Origin of the sequence: Sunxiuqinia elliptica, from assembly GCF_900113005.1 — a bacterium.
Lineage (GTDB): Bacteria > Bacteroidota > Bacteroidia > Bacteroidales > Prolixibacteraceae > Sunxiuqinia > Sunxiuqinia elliptica.
In genome coordinates, this window is the sequence record NZ_FONW01000008.1 from 176,850 (window position 1) to 192,569 (window position 15,720).

The following is a 15,720-nucleotide window of genomic DNA, read 5'->3' on the forward strand; positions in this document are numbered from 1 at the left end:
AAAAACCCGAGGCAGATGATTGTCTCGGGCTTTTTGTATATTCTTCTGAAATTATCTTTACAAACCATCCACTTCAGGTCCTTGCTCAAAAACAATATCGACCGGAATTCCTGCTTCACTGATACGATCCAAGTCAAGTTGTAGCTCTTCGCGAATAAAACCTTTTTCTTCCAATAACGATTTAGATTGCTCGTAATCGCCATCACCTTGAATTGTCAAGACCAAATCAGACAAGTCAATCATCGCTTGCTTCATCTTTTCGAAGTTCACACGATACATACCCGTTTCGGCATCACGCTCAAAAGCGCCTTTCTCCTGAAAATAGTAAAAACGGATCATATTGGCTTTACCATGAGCGCTGGCTGCACCAAAACGCACAGAACGGAAGATTCCGGCCATGAAGGTGACAAAATTATCCATTAAGTCTTTGTCGGTAAATTCGCCCATTTCATGCAATTTGTACACAACCCAAAGGCCCAAAATGTCAGCTTTACTCTCTTCCAGTGAGGTGTAAGTTTCTTTCAAGGCTTCGCGCACCGTTTGGCTACCGTCTACAGTATTTCCCATTCCCAAGCCATGAGCCACCTCGTGAAACATCGTGTTTTCGAAGAAAGCATCGAACTTCACATGACCACGCTGTTCTTTCACAATCAGCAAGTCAGTAATTGGCATCAGGATTTGATCAAACTTGGCTTGCATGGAGTTTTTCAGTTGCAACTTACGACTTCCCTTGTTTGCTCGAACCTGCTCGTCATTGGGCAAGTTAATCGCAATGGTTTTACTTCCGGCATTGCAATCACCGGCGTAATAAATCACATCGTAAGCATTCAAATCGGAATCAGAACCTGGCATTTCACTCTTGTATTGATCGGCTGTTGGAAGAGCTTTCTGCAGGTCTGGAAGCAAAGCGGCATACTTCTCCAGCTTTTTACTCCAAGCCTTATCTTTCACCAAAATAAATGCTTCATGTGCTGCTTTATATCCAAACAACTGGTCTTCGTAATTTTCAATCGGTCCAACAACAAAGTCAATCGTGTTGGTTTTCATATCCATCCATGCCACATCGCTCTCGTAATACTCATCAGTCAACAAAGCTTCAGCTCTTAGCTCCAGGTACTTTTTCAAACCTTCATCTTCAGCCAACTCTGCCGCTTGACGTAAGTGTCCAACAGCCTCTTGAATTTGTTTACTGAAAGCCTCATGATAAGGAATGGCCTTCAATTTACCATCTTCATCCCGACGAATGAGTGTATATAAACTTGTTTTAGATGGTTCCTCCCACGCCTCAAATTCCGCTTTGGTCATATCAACCGGATAGAAATTGGCTCCGGCAGGTTTTTCCCCATAACCTTCAATGAATGGCTCATTGGCACTCAAACGTTCCCAAGGTCCATAATTGATTCGGATAAACTTCTCCATTGCCGGACTTGTTGCTTTAGCCAACACCTCCTCTTTATCGCCAAATGCTTCCATCCAGAATATCTCATTCATAATTTGAGCTGCCTGAAATAAATGTGGAAGCATCTGTTTTTCTTTCTCCGTCAGCACTGATAAATCAGTTGTCAACTTGAAAGACACAAACTCATCAGCTTTCTTTTCAATCTCAGTTTTCATACGATTATTTTCTTTAGGCTTACTGGTGCAAGCCCCAAGGAGCAAGCCTGCCCCAATTGTCATCAAACAGATAAGGTTCTTCATATTGTACTAGTTGTTTTGAATTGTCAACAGAACCACAAAAATAAAGCTATTCCGCAGTTTTTGGTAGTCAATCTGCTGTTGATTTTAACAGTCCCGGTACTTGTTTAGCTTTTCACACCAAAATCGTAATCACGTTCTACGCGGGCAACACGAACTTTATAAGATTGGTACCAACGCTCCTTCCCCATTTTCTGTGCCAAACGATGTTCAAGCTGTGCTTTCCAGTTCCGAATTGCCTCTTCGCTATCCCAGTAGGAGACTGTTATTCCCAAATCATTCCGGGCCGATTCAATTCCTAAATACCCCGGCTGTAACTTGGCTATCTCTTCCATTTTCTGAGCCATTTGCCCATATTCTGTTGGCTCTAGTGCTGTTCTTACTGAAGTGAAAATAACCGAATAGTACGGCGGCTGAGGTGTTTTTGCAATCATCAGTTTCGTTTTATTCTGAAACAACAATTCGTTTACAGTGGAACCAACTCGGTTATAAGAAGTATGGTTCAGCTAATCCTTTCGCCAGCAGCAAATCATTCAAACAGAAAAAGTCTCCAATAGCCCTTATTTGTCCTTGTCCTTCCATGAGCTCTTCAGGGATTCGAATGTATAGAACCGCTAAATAACGCCCATATTTGCCCTTCTCATCCTTCATTGTTTCCACAATTGCCGGCGTTCCTTTTTTGATCAGAGACTTGGCAAATGCTGAAGCTTTTTGTCCCTTCTGGTATTCCTCGGAGTCCTTCTTTACTCCATAAATTTCAGGCGTATCTACTCCGTATAAACGGATCCGCTCACCGCGCACCCAAACTGATAATCCTAAATCAATATCGATGACGTAGGTATCGCCATCAATTACTTTTTGTATTTCGGCTTGATATTGAAACATCGTTTATAATTTTAAAATTACAGACGATAATTTACAAAAAAAATGCTGTCAGTTTTGACAGCATTTTCAAATATTATTTTGGAAGTTGCATTCCCCGTTCTTTAGCCATTTTTTCCAGTCGCTTCTGGAAGTTCGACTTTTTAACTGGTCCTGACTTCTTTTTATTTACCTGAAGCTGCATCCTAATTTTATCTTCATCAATCATGGTACGGAATAAGTACATCTGACCAATGGTGATTAAGTTAGCCAAGAAGTAGTAGTAACTCAATCCTGAAGAGTAGTTATTCAGGATAAACAAGAACATGACAGGCATAATGTACATCATGGTCTGCATTCCCGGCATTTGTTGACTGCTAGCAGCCTGTGAGTTCATCTTCGTAGAGAAAATAGTCGTCACAGTCATTAGCAAACAGAACAAACTCACATGATCGCCATAAAATGGAATCGTGAATGGTAAGTTCAAAATGGAGTCATAAGATGACAAATCCGTTGCCCATAAGAAACTCTCCTGCCGCAACTCAATAGATGTTGGGAAGAAGAAGAACATCGCAATCAGAATTGGAAACTGTAACAACATCGGCAAGCAACCTCCCATCGGATTCACGCCAGCCTTCTTATACAAAGCCATAGTCGCCTGCTGTTTCTCCATCGCCTTGTCTTTGCCAAACTTCTCGTTAAGCTCATCAATCTCGGGCTTCAAAGCACGCATTTTGGCCTGCGAGATATAAGACTTATAGGTGAATGGGAAAACAATCATTTTGATGAAAATCGTTAACAACAGAATGATGATTCCAAAGTTATCGATGTATTTACGCAAAAAGTTAAACACCGGAATAATCAGCCACTTATTAACCGGACGAACAATTGCATAGCCCAAGTCAATCAAGCGCTCCAGCGACAAATCATACTGTTTTAACGTGTTGTAATGGTTGGGGCCAAAGTAGAACTCCAGGTGATGATTTTCTTGCTGGTTGCCATCGTAAGGCAATGCAATATCTGTAAAATAACGACCTACATAATCTGGATCGTCTTCCAAATATTCATAGCGTACATCAGCCGTCGGAAAGGCTTCATCGGCAATAATCGTCGAGTTGAAAAATAATTGCTTCAAGCTAACCCACTTCACTTTGGTCTTCAGTGTTTCTTCGCTGGTCTTTGCTGTTTTCAGCTTTTCAACATCGTCTTCAAAGTACTTGTAGCTAATGGTCGTATACCGATCCTCTCCATACTGCGATTTACGCTCTTGGCGAGGTGCTGCAAATGCCCAGTTGAAATTCAAATAGTTAGTGTTCTGCGACAACAACTGGTTCATCCCAACACTGTTTACATCAAATCCGACCAAGTAAGAGTTATGCTTCAACGTATAGTTGTATTCAACATAGCGTCCTTCACCCGCATTCAGGCGCATCGCCAGACTCTTTGATTCGCCACCATTTTCTTCGTTGTACTTTTCACGTCCCAATTTCCCCACTTTAACTTCAGGGCCTGAAACAACAAGCTGCTTCTGACTTACTGAAGGCGTAAAGAAAAGATCGTCAGTACGAATGCTACGATTTTGGGCAAAAAAGTTAAAGCCAAATAGATTATCGTCTCCTTCAAACAAGATCAAAGGAAGCGAATCGTATGTTTGATACCCTTTCAACTCAACGGAATAGATCTTTCCACCTTTGGTTGAAATGGTTAACTTCATCAGGTTATTTTCAAGGGTGATGAATTCCTCGTCGCCAGAGGCAGCCTCTGCAAAAGCCCCAAATTTGTCGCGCACATCACTCGCAACGACTCCCGAATCAGCTTGCTGATTATTCTCGGCAGCCAAGCTCTTCTCCATTTCGTTCATTTGAGCTTGCGCCGCTAGCTCTTGAGCTCGTATCGCTTCGACCTGAGCAATGGAATCCTGTTGTCTTTTAGCTGCTTCAATCTCTTCTTGCGAAGGACTGTTTAAGTAGGTAAAACCAATCAGGATGGCAAAGATCAGTACAATCCCGATAACCGTGTTTCTATCCATAGTATTCTTTTTTCTTGATTAGCTTATCGTAGCCTTAACAAAGGCTACAAATAACGGATGAGGGTTTAAAACAGTACTCTTGTACTCGGGGTGAAATTGAACCCCCACAAACCACTTGTGATTCTGGATTTCCATCACCTCTACCAAGTCTGTATCCGGGTTTACACCAACCGGTTTCATATCCGACTGTTTAAATGCTTCCAGGTAGTCGTTATTAAATTCATAACGATGGCGATGTCTCTCCTTAATCTCCGTTTTTCCGTAAGCTTTATAGAAGTTTGACTTTTTATTTGTTACATGACAGGCATAAGCTCCCAAACGCATGGTACCGCCTTTTTCTGTAATTCCTTTCTGATCTTCCATCAGGGCAATTACCGGAGCCGTTGTCTTGTCATTCATTTCAGTTGAATCTGCCCCAGTCATTCCCAAAACATTACGTGCATACTCAATCACAGCGATTTGCATTCCTAAGCAAATACCCAAAAATGGAATATTATTTTCACGAACGTATTGAGTTGCTTTAATTTTACCTTCAATTCCCCGGTGACCAAATCCTGGAGCAATAATCACCCCTGACAGGCCTTTTAAATGTTCCTCCACATTATCCGGAGTTAGTTCTTCGGAATGAATCCAGCGCAAATTGACTTTGGTCCGATTGGCTGCACCAGCATGCACCAAGGCCTCTGAAATCGATTTATAAGCATCTTGCAGCTCAACATATTTCCCAACCAAGCCAATTTCGACTTCTTCCTGAGGATTTTTATGCTTCCTCAAAAACTCATTCCATTCCTTCAATTCAGGCTCTTTCCCGTAAGGAAGTTTTAGCTTTTTCAGAACAGTCAGGTCGAGTTTCTCTTCCAACATTTTATTAGGAACCTCGTAAATGGTTGAAACGTCAATCGACTGAATCACCGCATCAATATCAACATTACAGAATAGTGCCACTTTCTTGCGAATGCTAATTCCTAAATCATGCTCGGTACGCAACACCAATACATCTGGCTGTACTCCATTTTCGAGCAAGGCTTTTACCGAATGCTGAGTTGGCTTTGTTTTGAGCTCACCAGAGGCAGCTAAAAACGGCACTAAAGTCAGGTGAATAACTAAAGCGTTCGATCCAAGTTCCCACTTCAACTGTCGAACAGCCTCAACGTAGGGCAATGACTCAATGTCACCTACCGTTCCACCAATTTCAGTGATTACAATGTCGTAATTACGCTTGTTTCCTAAAAATTTAATTTTACGCTTAATTTCATCAGTTATGTGAGGAATAATCTGAACCGTCTTCCCCAAATAGTCTCCACGACGTTCTTTGTTGATTACCGACTGGTAAATCCGCCCAGTAGTTACGTTGTTCGCCTGCGAAGTTGAAACATTCAAAAACCGCTCGTAGTGACCTAAATCCAAATCGGTTTCAGCCCCATCGTCGGTAACAAAACATTCCCCGTGTTCATAGGGGTTCAGTGTTCCTGGATCAACATTAATGTAGGGATCCAACTTTTGAATGGTGACAGAATATCCTCTGGCTTGCAATAATTTAGCCAATGAACTGGCTAAAATTCCTTTTCCTAATGAGGAGGTCACACCTCCTGTGACAAAGATGTACTTCGTTGCTGACAAAATTGTATAATTTTATAAGTTCCTAAAAACGCACAAAGTTAAGCAATAAAAATTATTGGGCTTTCAATTCAACCCATTATAATTTGAATTAATCATTAAAAAACCCGCTAAATTTAGCGGGTCAGTTATTTGAGAAAGGTTAATCTTCTTCTTCCATTGAATCGATGATGCGAATCTTTTCTTTCAGAAACTCGATCTTTTCTTGAGTTTCTTGTATTTTTCGATTGACATCATCAATGAGTGATTCGGCATTCTTGGTATTGGCAAAAAAGCCAACATTGTTATTTAATAGAATCAAATCATTCTCAAGCTGCTTGAGCTTATTGACATACTTGTCACGCTCATAGCGCATCTTATTATTTCCACGAGTGCTTCCTGAGATATTCGACATTTTCGTTTTGAAGCGAAGCAAATTACGCTTTTGTTCATCAATCTTCAAACTGTCAAAATGGTTGTTAATCGCATCTCTAAACTCATTCTGAATGGCATCCTTTTCTTTAAATGGGACATAACCAATATCGGTCCACCGTCGTTGAAACTCTTTGATTTGTTGCAAATCAGCGTCATCATCTTTGCTCGGTTCAAAATTCTTCACCTCTTCAATCAAATCTTTTTTCAACTGCAAGTTCTCCACCTGCTCCTCATCAACATGATGAAAATGCTCCGATTTATTATCAAAAAAGAAATCGCATGCTGCACGGAAGCGTTTCCAAATGGCATCGGAATGCTTTCTTGGCACGGGCCCAATTTCTTTCCATTTTTTCTGAATATGAATAAATTCTTCGGTTGTCTTCCGCCAGTCCGTACTATCTTTCAAAGCCTCTGCCTGCACACACAAATCGGTTTTCATCTGCAAGTTATTCATCTGCAACTCTTTGTTTTGCGCATAAAACTCGCGTTTGGCATCAAAAAACTTATCACAGGCACTCCGAAAACGCTCGTAAATTCGATTATTGTCTTTTTTGGGAGCAAAACCAATGGTTCGCCATACTTTTTGAAGCTCAATCAGCTCGCGTGATTTTTTATCCCAGTCTTTATGATTCTTTATTTCGTGATTGGCAATTTCTTCTGCCTTTTCGCACAAAACGGTTTTCGCTTCCAAGTTTTTCTTTTGTTCCTGCTTGCGTCCTTCAAAATAAGCTTGGTGTTTCTTATTTATTTTAGAAGTTGCCGCTTTAAAACGCTCCCACAATTCTTCCTTCTTATCGCGCGGTACGGGACCAATTTCCCGCCACTGTTCGTGGTACTTCTGTAAAATATTAAAAGCCTTAATTACAGATGGTTCAACCAATAATTCCTCTGCTTTTTCACAAAGGTTTATTTTAGCCTCCATGTTTTTCTTCAGATCTAAATCACGCAACTCCCGGTTAATCTTGATGTAGTCGTAGAAATTTTCAACATGGTGATGATAGGTTTCCCACAGGTCTTTTAATTTTGACTGTGGCACCAAGCCAATATCACGCCACTCTTGCTGTAGCTCTCTAAATTCCTGGAAAGTCTTATTAATGGACTCCTTGCGATTGACAAGGTTCTTAATTTCTTCAATGATTTCATATTTCCGTTGCAGGTTCTCTTCCTTTTCATCCTCCAACTCGCGATGTTGTTTATTCCGAATCTGCCGGAATTCTTTCAGCAAATTTCGCAGGTCATCTTCGTAAGGCGCATTCGATGCTTCAAAATCTTCTTCAGCACCACCATCCTCCACAAACTTTTTCTTTTCCTCATCAGCCTGTGCGCGGTGCTTTTTATAAAAGTTAAGCTTAATGATATCAATATCAGCTTTAATATCTTCTTCGGCGTGGTTCTCCAATAAATCTCGCATGGCATTAATCAACTCAACCTCTGTTAATGTCGAATAATCCATAGGGGCACGCTCTTCTTTTTCTTTGGGTTGTTCTTCAGCCACTGGTTCAGTTGCCGCTGGCTCCTCTTTGGGCTCTTCACTCTCCTCCACTGGAGTTTCAGGCTCTTCAGCCACGATCTCCTCCTCAGCTTCTGGAGCTTTTTCCTCTTCTGTTGTTTCGTCTTTTGCTTCGGGCTCTGCCTCATTCTCCACTGTCTGTTCCTCTGCGGGAGCAGTTTCAGCTTTACTTTCTTCTACAACCGGATCATCACTCGTTTCTGTTTTTTCTTCCGTGTGATTCTCCGGGTTCAGTTCCGGCGCATTAGCAGCATCCCCTTCTTGGGGTGTCGCTTTCAACTCATCATTTGAGTTTTTCAGGTCTTCAGATTTCATGCGATAAAGTTTTAAATTACCAAGTAATTTTCAGAGAATTAGGCTCCCCTTTCGATTACGAAAATATAATATAATGTACGAATACTCAAGGAAAACGCCAATAAAGTAAGAAAAACATCAGCATAGAAACAACAAATGCCATCGAAATTGATGGCATTTGCAAACGATATCCTGATAATCAAGCTTATCCAATCTCTATTTCACGTTTAACTGGAATGGCTTCTTTCTTCTTCGCTAGCGTAATTCGAAGAATTCCGTTCTTCACCTCGGCCTGAATTTGTTCCTGATCCAGTTTGTCTGATAACCGGAAGCGCTTTTCAAGCTTCACCTTTTCAAACTCAACACGTGAGTACTTATATTCCGGTGCTTCTTTTTGGTCCTCAGACTCATTTTCAAGCGATTCGCTTTTCACAATCAATTGGTTATTTTCAACTTGTAGTTTTATTTCTTCTTTTGAATAGCCAGGAACCAATAATTCCAACACGACGCTCGTTTCTGTTTCGAACAAATTGGTTGAAGGTTGATTAACCAACTCCTCTTTGTCATAACGATCATTCACCCCATTGGTATTGAAAAAATCTTTCAATAAAGCATCTACTGGGTTCACGCGATATACCGGACGATTTACATTAACTAGTTTCATAATTTGTTTCCTCCTAATTGTTTTTTCGTTATTGTTTGTTTCAAATTTATTTTTTCGTTTCTGTTGGCTTATTTTCAAGTTCTATTCCACAATTCAAATGATGTCATTTTTTGAAAAACCAGAATAAAAAGCATGTCATATTTTCCGAAAACAATAAAAACAGCAAGACAATTAGGCATCTTATATAAATACACACATATCTTCATCTGAGAATTGATAAGGCAAATTGCAATTTTTACCTACTTTTGTAGCAAAATTTAACACCATGCGCATTGACATCTTAACGGTTGTTCCTGAATTACTGGAAAGTCCCTTCAATCATTCCATCATTAAACGAGGCAAAGAGAAGGGCTTGGTTGAAATACACGTTCATAACATTCGTGATTTTTCAACCGACAAGCACAAGCGTACGGATGATTATGCGTTTAGTGGAGGAGCTGGTATGGTGATGACCATTCAACCTATTGAGGCAGCCATTGAACATCTAAAGGCTCAACGCACCTACGATGAGATTATTTACACGAGTCCGGATGGGGAGCAGTTTTCGCAGGGAACAGCAAACCAACTTTCACTCAAAAAGAACATCATGATTTTGTGTGGGCACTACAAAGGAGTCGACCAACGCGTGCGCGAGCATTTCATCACTCGTGAAATTTCGATTGGTGATTATGTCCTCACCGGAGGCGAATTGGCTGCGGCAGTAATGACCGACAGCATTGTTCGTCTTATTCCCGGTGTTATTTCGGATGAAACCTCAGCACTTACTGACTCGTTTCAGGATAACTTGCTAAGCCCACCCGTCTACACGCGACCCGCTGACTATAAAGGCTGGAAAGTCCCCGACGTTCTTTTATGCGGAGATGAAAAGCGCATTGAAAGTTGGAAAGAAAAGCAAGCCTACGAACGAACCAAGCAGCTTCGTCCGGACCTGTTAGAGAAGCACGACTAGCCCCGACGACAAATTACATTGTAAGGACAAGTCCGACATTTACGTTCATCTTCTGTCTGCTCGTATTCGTTGGTCGAGCTGAACACTTCGGTTAATAGTTCGTCTAAGCTTTCCTGGAAAGCCTGAGCCACCTGCTCGTAATAAAGACGCTCACCATTTCGAATGACTTCCGGATGGAATTCATCTCCAAAGAAGTCATCAATCTTGTAAATTGTTGGCAACAGGCTATTCGTTCCTGTCGAACGTCTAAAAATTTCAGAATAAATAAGCGTCTGGAAAATTTCCTTGGGACGTCCATGCTTATCCCGCTCATAAAACTGAGCAATCTCCCGGAAGTTCAACTTCAAGCTTCGCCCCGTTTTGTAATCGATAATCCGGGTTCCCGAAGCTGATTCATCAATCCGGTCAATGGTTCCACCCAAAATAATCCGCTCTTTCCCTTCCGGCAAATTCAATTCGAACGGAGCTTCATACTGTCCCTCTAAAGCCACAACGGTAAATGGCGCAAAAGCCAAATCATTCTTTAATAATTGAACCAGGTAAGTTTCCAGGTGATCTTTTACCAGAATGTTCTTTCCTGATATTTTCACATCATTCAGATTTTTATCCTTGTAATACTCCTTAGCAAAAGCAGCACGGACAACTTGCTCTATTTTGTGCTTATTTACCAGCAAAGCTTTCAAGTGATCCTTTTGCACCTCGCGCCCAATAAAATCCTGATACAGCAACTCCATCGCATAGTGAAACAGGTTTCCAAATAAACGAGGATCAACATCTTCCAGTAATTCATCGGCTTCGCGTATCAAAGCAATGTGCCGAAAATAAAACTTCAACTTACAATCAAGATATGTATTAAGAGCACTCGGACTCAATTTGCGGGATGCGTAATTACGAAGCAATTTTTGCTGATGCTCAGGCGTTGCTGAAACTTTAATTGGTGCATTCCCAGCAGACTTAAAGTTGAAGTCGAAATAATACTCGTCCGGTTTTTCCGCTGAATCGTATTTCAACTGAAACAGGTAACGACTCATTTCGCCGGAATTAAATCCGTCTGTCGCTGAATTATAAACCAGAACCACTTCTTCGGCACGATGCAACAAGCGATAAAAATAATACGCATACATGGCATCATGCTCTTCGTAGGCAGGAAGTCCAAACGCCTTACGCAAATGATAAGGAATAAATGAATGAACCGGAGTTGACTTGGGCATTTTCCCTTCATTCACCGAAAACAAAACCACTTTTTTGAAATCAAGAATACGGGTTTCCAAAAAGCCCATAACCTGCAAGCCGATGAGCGGTTCCCCTTCAAACGGAATGGACACCCGCTGCAAATACTGATTCAGCAAGCGAAAAAACAACGCAATCGACACTCTCCCCTTACTGTATTCTTTCAAGGTATCGGCCAAGCGCTGAATGGACAGGTAAGCCTGATATAAATACTCTCCCTCCAAGTTAACCGGAGCTTCTTCTTCGCTGGAAAAGCGCAGGCCTAAATAACGCAATACTTCCATCAAATAAACAGCACATTGCTCCCAACCCGACTGATGTTGAAATACCAAGTTCAACAAGGGTGTGTGGATTAAATCTTTTTGGCGAACATAAATCTTGTTTTTTGTTCTGATGTCAGCAATAAGCTGTTTCGTTTCCGGTGAGGCAATCAACTGATGTTTCAATAAAGCCATCACCGGGCGATGATAGAAGCGCTGTTCCCCATCCACTTTCCGACTGTTCTTTTGCAAATCAACCAACAGCATCAATAAACTGTAAACCGGTGTATCTTGCAAACCATACCCCATGGTAATATTAATTTGCCTAAACCGGGCGCCAGCCGCAGAAATAACCGGAACCAACATTCCTTCATCCGACAATACCAAAGCCGTTTCATCAAATCGATCAGCCTTAATTTCGGACTTGAATAAAGCCGGATAATGAATTACCTGCGCTTGCGCAACATGCCCCGGAACTGAAACCAAGGTAATTTTCTGTTCTTTCTTTTCGCCAGCATCCAACTCAAAGTCATCAGGCATTGGAAATTCAAGGCGGTTGCGGCGAATGAACAAACCAGCTTCCTGGGCCGGATCATTCAAAAAAGCTTCATCATAATCCCAAAAGAATAAGGCTTTTTCAGCTGACTGAAATGCCTTAAACAATTTATTTTCACATCGATTCAGGGCATTGAAACCAACAAAAACAAAACAGTCAGATTCCAATTGACTGACCTGCAATTTGTCCAGTTTTTCAATTAAGTCGCGATACACCAAGCCGGTATATCCAGCATTTTTATCCAATAACTCCTTTCTAAAGCGGGCATAAATTGCCGGCAGCTTATTCCAAACAGCCATGAATTTCTCCCTGTTCACCGAACCTTCAGCCCGGCCTAAATTTCCCCAAAAAGCTTCAATGGCTTGTTTCTGCTCCGCACTCAAATACTCGAACCGACTTTCGACCTCCTTGATATCTTTTATATTCTGAAATAAATCACTGGCATTCAGCTGATATTTATCAATATCATTAAAGTCGTTGAGTAAAATCTCCCCCCAGAAAAAGAAATCATCCAGTGTTTCGTCATGCCCTGTTTCCTGCACGTACACTTGGTGTAAATGCAGGATTAAAGAAATCTGGTCTGATATTTGCATGCCCGACAATCGTGACACCAACCCGTCAATCGTAATGGTTTCGGGACCGATCAAAGGGGCTTCAACCAATTCGTTCAAATAAGCGTTAAAGAAAACGCTGGCACGTCGACTTGGAAAAACGAGTGAGACCCGATGCAGGTCATTTCCGAAAGTACGATATAAATAGCGGGCAACTTGAGTTAAAAAAGGAGTCATTTAAAAATATTTTTGCTAAAGATAATACTAATTAATTCACGCCCGAATCAAGCACAATTAACGGTATTATTTTGACTGCACAAAACAAACAGTTAACCCTTTTATAATTACAAATATGAAAACAATTAAAATTCTTTTTATTCTGATCCTATTTTCGGTCAGCAGCTTTGCTCAAAACGAGCTTAATCCACTTACGTCAACCCCATACATTGAGGTTACCGGTGAAGGAGAAATGGAGATCGTTCCAAATCAAATTTTCCTTCATTTTACGTTAAAAGAGCGGTATGTTAAAAACAAAAAGATTGACATTGAAGACTTGGAAAAGAAAATGAAGCAACATTTAAAAGCCAACAAATTTGACCTAAAGAAATTGTCACTGGCCGATGCTGATGCTGATTTTGTAACCATTAAACGTAAAAATAAAGACGTATTGGCCTCGAAAGATTATTTGCTTGAGGTTAAAACCACCGATGAACTATCTGACGTTTGGCAAATTTTAGATGAGATTGATGTAGCAAACGCCTACATCCAGCGAGTGGACCATAGCCAAATGGAGGATTTCAAAAAAGAAGTAAAAATCAAAGCAATCCAAGCAGCTAAAGAAAAAGCGAACTACCTACTTGAAGCTGTGGATCAAAAAGCCGGGAAACCGCTGTTCATTCAGGAACGTGAAAGCTATCATCAACCTTATGCCGCCAATATGAGGCTCGAAAAAATGCATGTAATGGCTGACGGAGCAGTGGCCGCTCCAAAAGAGCCTAGCATCTCTTTTAAGAAGATTAAGCTGAACTACAAAGTTTTTGCGCGCTTCGCCATTCAATAAACAACAATTCGATCAACAATAAATTAGAAAAGGGTGAATCCATCGAATTAAAATCGATGTTGATTCACCCTTCCTATTTTTAAACGCTTTTCGTCACTTACGAGCAGCCGCGACTTCCTCTTTGGTCACAGCCTCCAAGTCATTCCCAAAGTTAGATCGCACATACGAAATGACATCCGCCAATTCCTGATCGGACAAATAATCATGTGGCGGCATCAGATTATTATAAGTTTCCCCGTTTACTTCAATCTCGCCACTTTGCCCATTCAGTGCAACGTGAATCATTTTGTCTTTATCGGCAATCCACTCATTTGGTGTCAACGGAGGATACATGCCCGGCACCCCACTTCCATCAGCCTGATGACACACCAAGCAATACTTATCATACACTGCCTTGCCTGGGTGCGCCACCTGACTTCCGGCTGATGCTTGCTCCGAAGCCTCCATCTGCTTTTGCGACACTATTGGTTTGTTCTCCTGCTCACTGGAAGAGTTCCCTGAGCAAGCAGCAAAAAATAAGCTTGCAACCAGGCTCAAATAGATCGTTGTTTGTTTCACTGTTTCTTCGTTTTTATTGTTCGACTTTATATTCTTCTAAACTCAATTTTATATGTTTTAGCTATTTCAACCCGAAAGTCTTTGACCTATCGAAATGCCCCATATACTTCTATAACCAACAGATGATTGTTTTGTTATTTATTGATACATTATTCGCCAGACTCTCCCCTGCACATCATCGGTCACATACAAAGAGCCATCAGGCCCCTGTGCTAATCCACACGGACGATAGTTGGCATCCCGGGGACTTTTCACCTCATCCTGCCCGGAAAAACCGTCAGCAAAAACCTCCCAATCTCCCGATGGAATTTTCCCTTCAAACGGGACGAAGGCCACAAAATATCCCTGCTGAGGCTCCGGAGCCCGATTCCACGAGCCATGAAAAGCAATAAAAGCTCCGTTCCGGTATTTTTCAGGAAACATATCGCCCGTATAAAACAACACATCATTGGGAGCCAAATGCCCTGGAAAGCCCATAATTGGATCGTCCTTAGCACTGCAACGCCCCACAATCTCTCCATCACCGCCATATTCAGGCCCAAGCACCTTTTTAGTCTGCAAATGGTCGTAATAACAATAGGGCCATCCAAAATCAGAACCTGGCTCTACCAGCAAAAACTCTTCGGAAGGAAGCTCAGAACTCTCTTGCGGACTATATAAATCAGGAAAAAATTGATTCAATTGGTCTCGTCCATGCTGAACCGCATAAAGCGTACGCTCTTTCTTATTCCAGTCGATAGCTACCGCATGCCTGATCCCGGTCGCATAACGTTCTCCATCTTTTACTTGATCCTGATTTACCGCTTCCGCTTGAAACCGCCAAATGCCGCCGTGTCGCTCCAGTAACGGACATGGATCCATTCCCAGGGAACCTTTTGTTCTAGACTGCTCCATACAAGCATTGGACGGAGCACCAATTGTCACATACAAATGACCATCCTCATCAAACGTGATGGGCTTCGCCGCATGCTGCGTATTATGCGGAAAGCCTTTTACAACGACCTCTTCGCGCTCATTTGGCAAGAGCTGTCCATAAATCATTGGATAGCGAACAATCAGCGTGTCCGACCCGAAATAAAGATAGTCATTATGCAATGCGATTCCTGTCCCATGATGATTTCCAAAGTACGCAATCTCATCTGCCCGTCCATCGTTAGTTGTATCTCTCAAACAAACAATTCCCCCATCATTCTTTAAGCGAGCCAACGAGATGTAAATATCTCCCTGTTCATTCACTTCAATATGTCTTGCATTCCCCAAACTATCTGCCACAACCAAAGCAGAAAAACCTTCGGGCAAGCTCAATCCTCCATTATCTGCATCAGCTTGCAACAAGTTTAATCTTGGAGCTTCTGTTCGACAAGCCACCGACGCCATTATTATTATCAAGAAAACTAAGAATTTCATACGCCAATTTTTGCTGACAACACTCAATTATATCAAGCCTAAAAAAAACTTAATTGAACCTGTCT

General features: G+C 41.5%; 12 protein-coding genes. 2 read left to right on the forward strand and 10 right to left on the reverse strand.

Translation table 11 applies throughout. The features are described 5' to 3' along the window. Nucleotides 1-57: 57 nt before the first annotated feature. The 7 genes from BM156_RS14795 to BM156_RS14825 all read right to left on the reverse strand — a co-directional run bounded on the left by BM156_RS14795 (nt 58) and on the right by BM156_RS14825 (nt 9,084). A complete protein-coding gene (locus tag BM156_RS14795; protein ID WP_093920669.1) occupies nt 58-1,698 on the reverse strand; it encodes a dipeptidyl-peptidase 3 family protein in 1,641 nt (546 codons plus the stop codon). Nucleotides 1,699-1,802: 104 nt separating this feature from the next. Then, on the reverse strand, nt 1,803-2,129 hold the full coding sequence (locus BM156_RS14800; RefSeq protein ID WP_093920670.1) for an antibiotic biosynthesis monooxygenase family protein: 327 nt from the start codon (nt 2,127-2,129) through the stop codon (nt 1,803-1,805). Nucleotides 2,130-2,181: 52 nt separating this feature from the next. Next, complete coding sequence (locus tag BM156_RS14805) at nt 2,182-2,580, reverse strand: thermonuclease family protein (protein WP_093920671.1); 399 nt, start codon at nt 2,578-2,580, stop codon at nt 2,182-2,184. A 73-nt stretch (nt 2,581-2,653) separates the two neighbouring features. Next, a complete protein-coding gene (gene yidC / locus BM156_RS14810) occupies nt 2,654-4,585 on the reverse strand; it encodes a membrane protein insertase YidC (RefSeq protein WP_093920672.1) in 1,932 nt (643 codons plus the stop codon). A gap of 18 nt (nt 4,586-4,603) precedes the next feature. Then, nucleotides 4,604-6,205 carry a CTP synthase gene (locus tag BM156_RS14815; protein ID WP_093920673.1) on the reverse strand — a complete coding sequence of 534 codons (1,602 nt, stop codon included), beginning with the start codon at nt 6,203-6,205 and terminating at the stop codon, nt 4,604-4,606. A gap of 139 nt (nt 6,206-6,344) precedes the next feature. Continuing rightward, entirely contained in the window at nt 6,345-8,441 is a 2,097-nt protein-coding gene (locus tag BM156_RS14820) for a DUF349 domain-containing protein (protein ID WP_093920674.1), read from the reverse strand. Between the two features lie 184 nt (nt 8,442-8,625). Then, a complete protein-coding gene (locus tag BM156_RS14825; RefSeq protein WP_139218297.1) occupies nt 8,626-9,084 on the reverse strand; it encodes an Hsp20/alpha crystallin family protein in 459 nt (152 codons plus the stop codon). Nucleotides 9,085-9,349: 265 nt separating this feature from the next. Here BM156_RS14825 and trmD point away from each other — a divergent pair, with 265 nt between their 5' ends. After that, nucleotides 9,350-10,033, forward strand: a complete 684-nt coding sequence (gene trmD, locus BM156_RS14830) for a tRNA (guanosine(37)-N1)-methyltransferase TrmD (RefSeq protein ID WP_093920676.1) — start codon at nt 9,350-9,352, stop codon at nt 10,031-10,033. Here the strand turns inward: trmD and BM156_RS14835 are convergent. Continuing rightward, nucleotides 10,030-12,867, reverse strand: coding sequence for a PD-(D/E)XK nuclease family protein (locus tag BM156_RS14835; RefSeq protein ID WP_093920677.1), 2,838 nt, complete (start codon nt 12,865-12,867; stop codon nt 10,030-10,032). The two genes, trmD and BM156_RS14835, sit on opposite strands and share 4 nt — an antisense overlap. A gap of 115 nt (nt 12,868-12,982) precedes the next feature. On the opposite strand from BM156_RS14835, the gene BM156_RS14840 reads away from it, so the two are divergent. Continuing rightward, nucleotides 12,983-13,690 (forward strand): SIMPL domain-containing protein, encoded by a 708-nt coding sequence (locus BM156_RS14840; protein WP_093920678.1) that lies wholly within the window; start codon nt 12,983-12,985, stop codon nt 13,688-13,690. A gap of 93 nt (nt 13,691-13,783) precedes the next feature. Here BM156_RS14840 and BM156_RS14845 read toward each other — a convergent pair whose 3' ends face one another. After that, nucleotides 13,784-14,248: a c-type cytochrome gene (locus tag BM156_RS14845; protein WP_093920679.1), complete on the reverse strand. Its 465-nt coding sequence runs from the start codon at nt 14,246-14,248 to the stop codon at nt 13,784-13,786. A 138-nt stretch (nt 14,249-14,386) separates the two neighbouring features. After that, a complete protein-coding gene (locus tag BM156_RS14850) occupies nt 14,387-15,655 on the reverse strand; it encodes a PQQ-dependent sugar dehydrogenase (RefSeq protein ID WP_093920680.1) in 1,269 nt (422 codons plus the stop codon). Between the last annotated feature and the right edge of the window lie 65 nt (nt 15,656-15,720).

What these genes read in the sequence shown, in the direction of transcription:
- BM156_RS14850 (WP_093920680.1), bottom strand. Translation starts at nt 15,655, where the DNA reads ATGAAATTCTTAGTTTTCTTGATAATAATAATGGCGTCGGTGGCTTGT.
- BM156_RS14825 (WP_139218297.1), bottom strand. Translation starts at nt 9,084, where the DNA reads ATGAAACTAGTTAATGTAAATCGTCCGGTATATCGCGTGAACCCAGTA.
- yidC (WP_093920672.1), bottom strand. Translation starts at nt 4,585, where the DNA reads ATGGATAGAAACACGGTTATCGGGATTGTACTGATCTTTGCCATCCTG.
- BM156_RS14840 (WP_093920678.1), top strand. Translation starts at nt 12,983, where the DNA reads ATGAAAACAATTAAAATTCTTTTTATTCTGATCCTATTTTCGGTCAGC.
- BM156_RS14795 (WP_093920669.1), bottom strand. Translation starts at nt 1,698, where the DNA reads ATGAAGAACCTTATCTGTTTGATGACAATTGGGGCAGGCTTGCTCCTT.
- BM156_RS14820 (WP_093920674.1), bottom strand. Translation starts at nt 8,441, where the DNA reads ATGAAATCTGAAGACCTGAAAAACTCAAATGATGAGTTGAAAGCGACA.
- BM156_RS14835 (WP_093920677.1), bottom strand. Translation starts at nt 12,867, where the DNA reads ATGACTCCTTTTTTAACTCAAGTTGCCCGCTATTTATATCGTACTTTC.
- trmD (WP_093920676.1), top strand. Translation starts at nt 9,350, where the DNA reads ATGCGCATTGACATCTTAACGGTTGTTCCTGAATTACTGGAAAGTCCC.
- BM156_RS14800 (WP_093920670.1), bottom strand. Translation starts at nt 2,129, where the DNA reads ATGATTGCAAAAACACCTCAGCCGCCGTACTATTCGGTTATTTTCACT.
- BM156_RS14805 (WP_093920671.1), bottom strand. Translation starts at nt 2,580, where the DNA reads ATGTTTCAATATCAAGCCGAAATACAAAAAGTAATTGATGGCGATACC.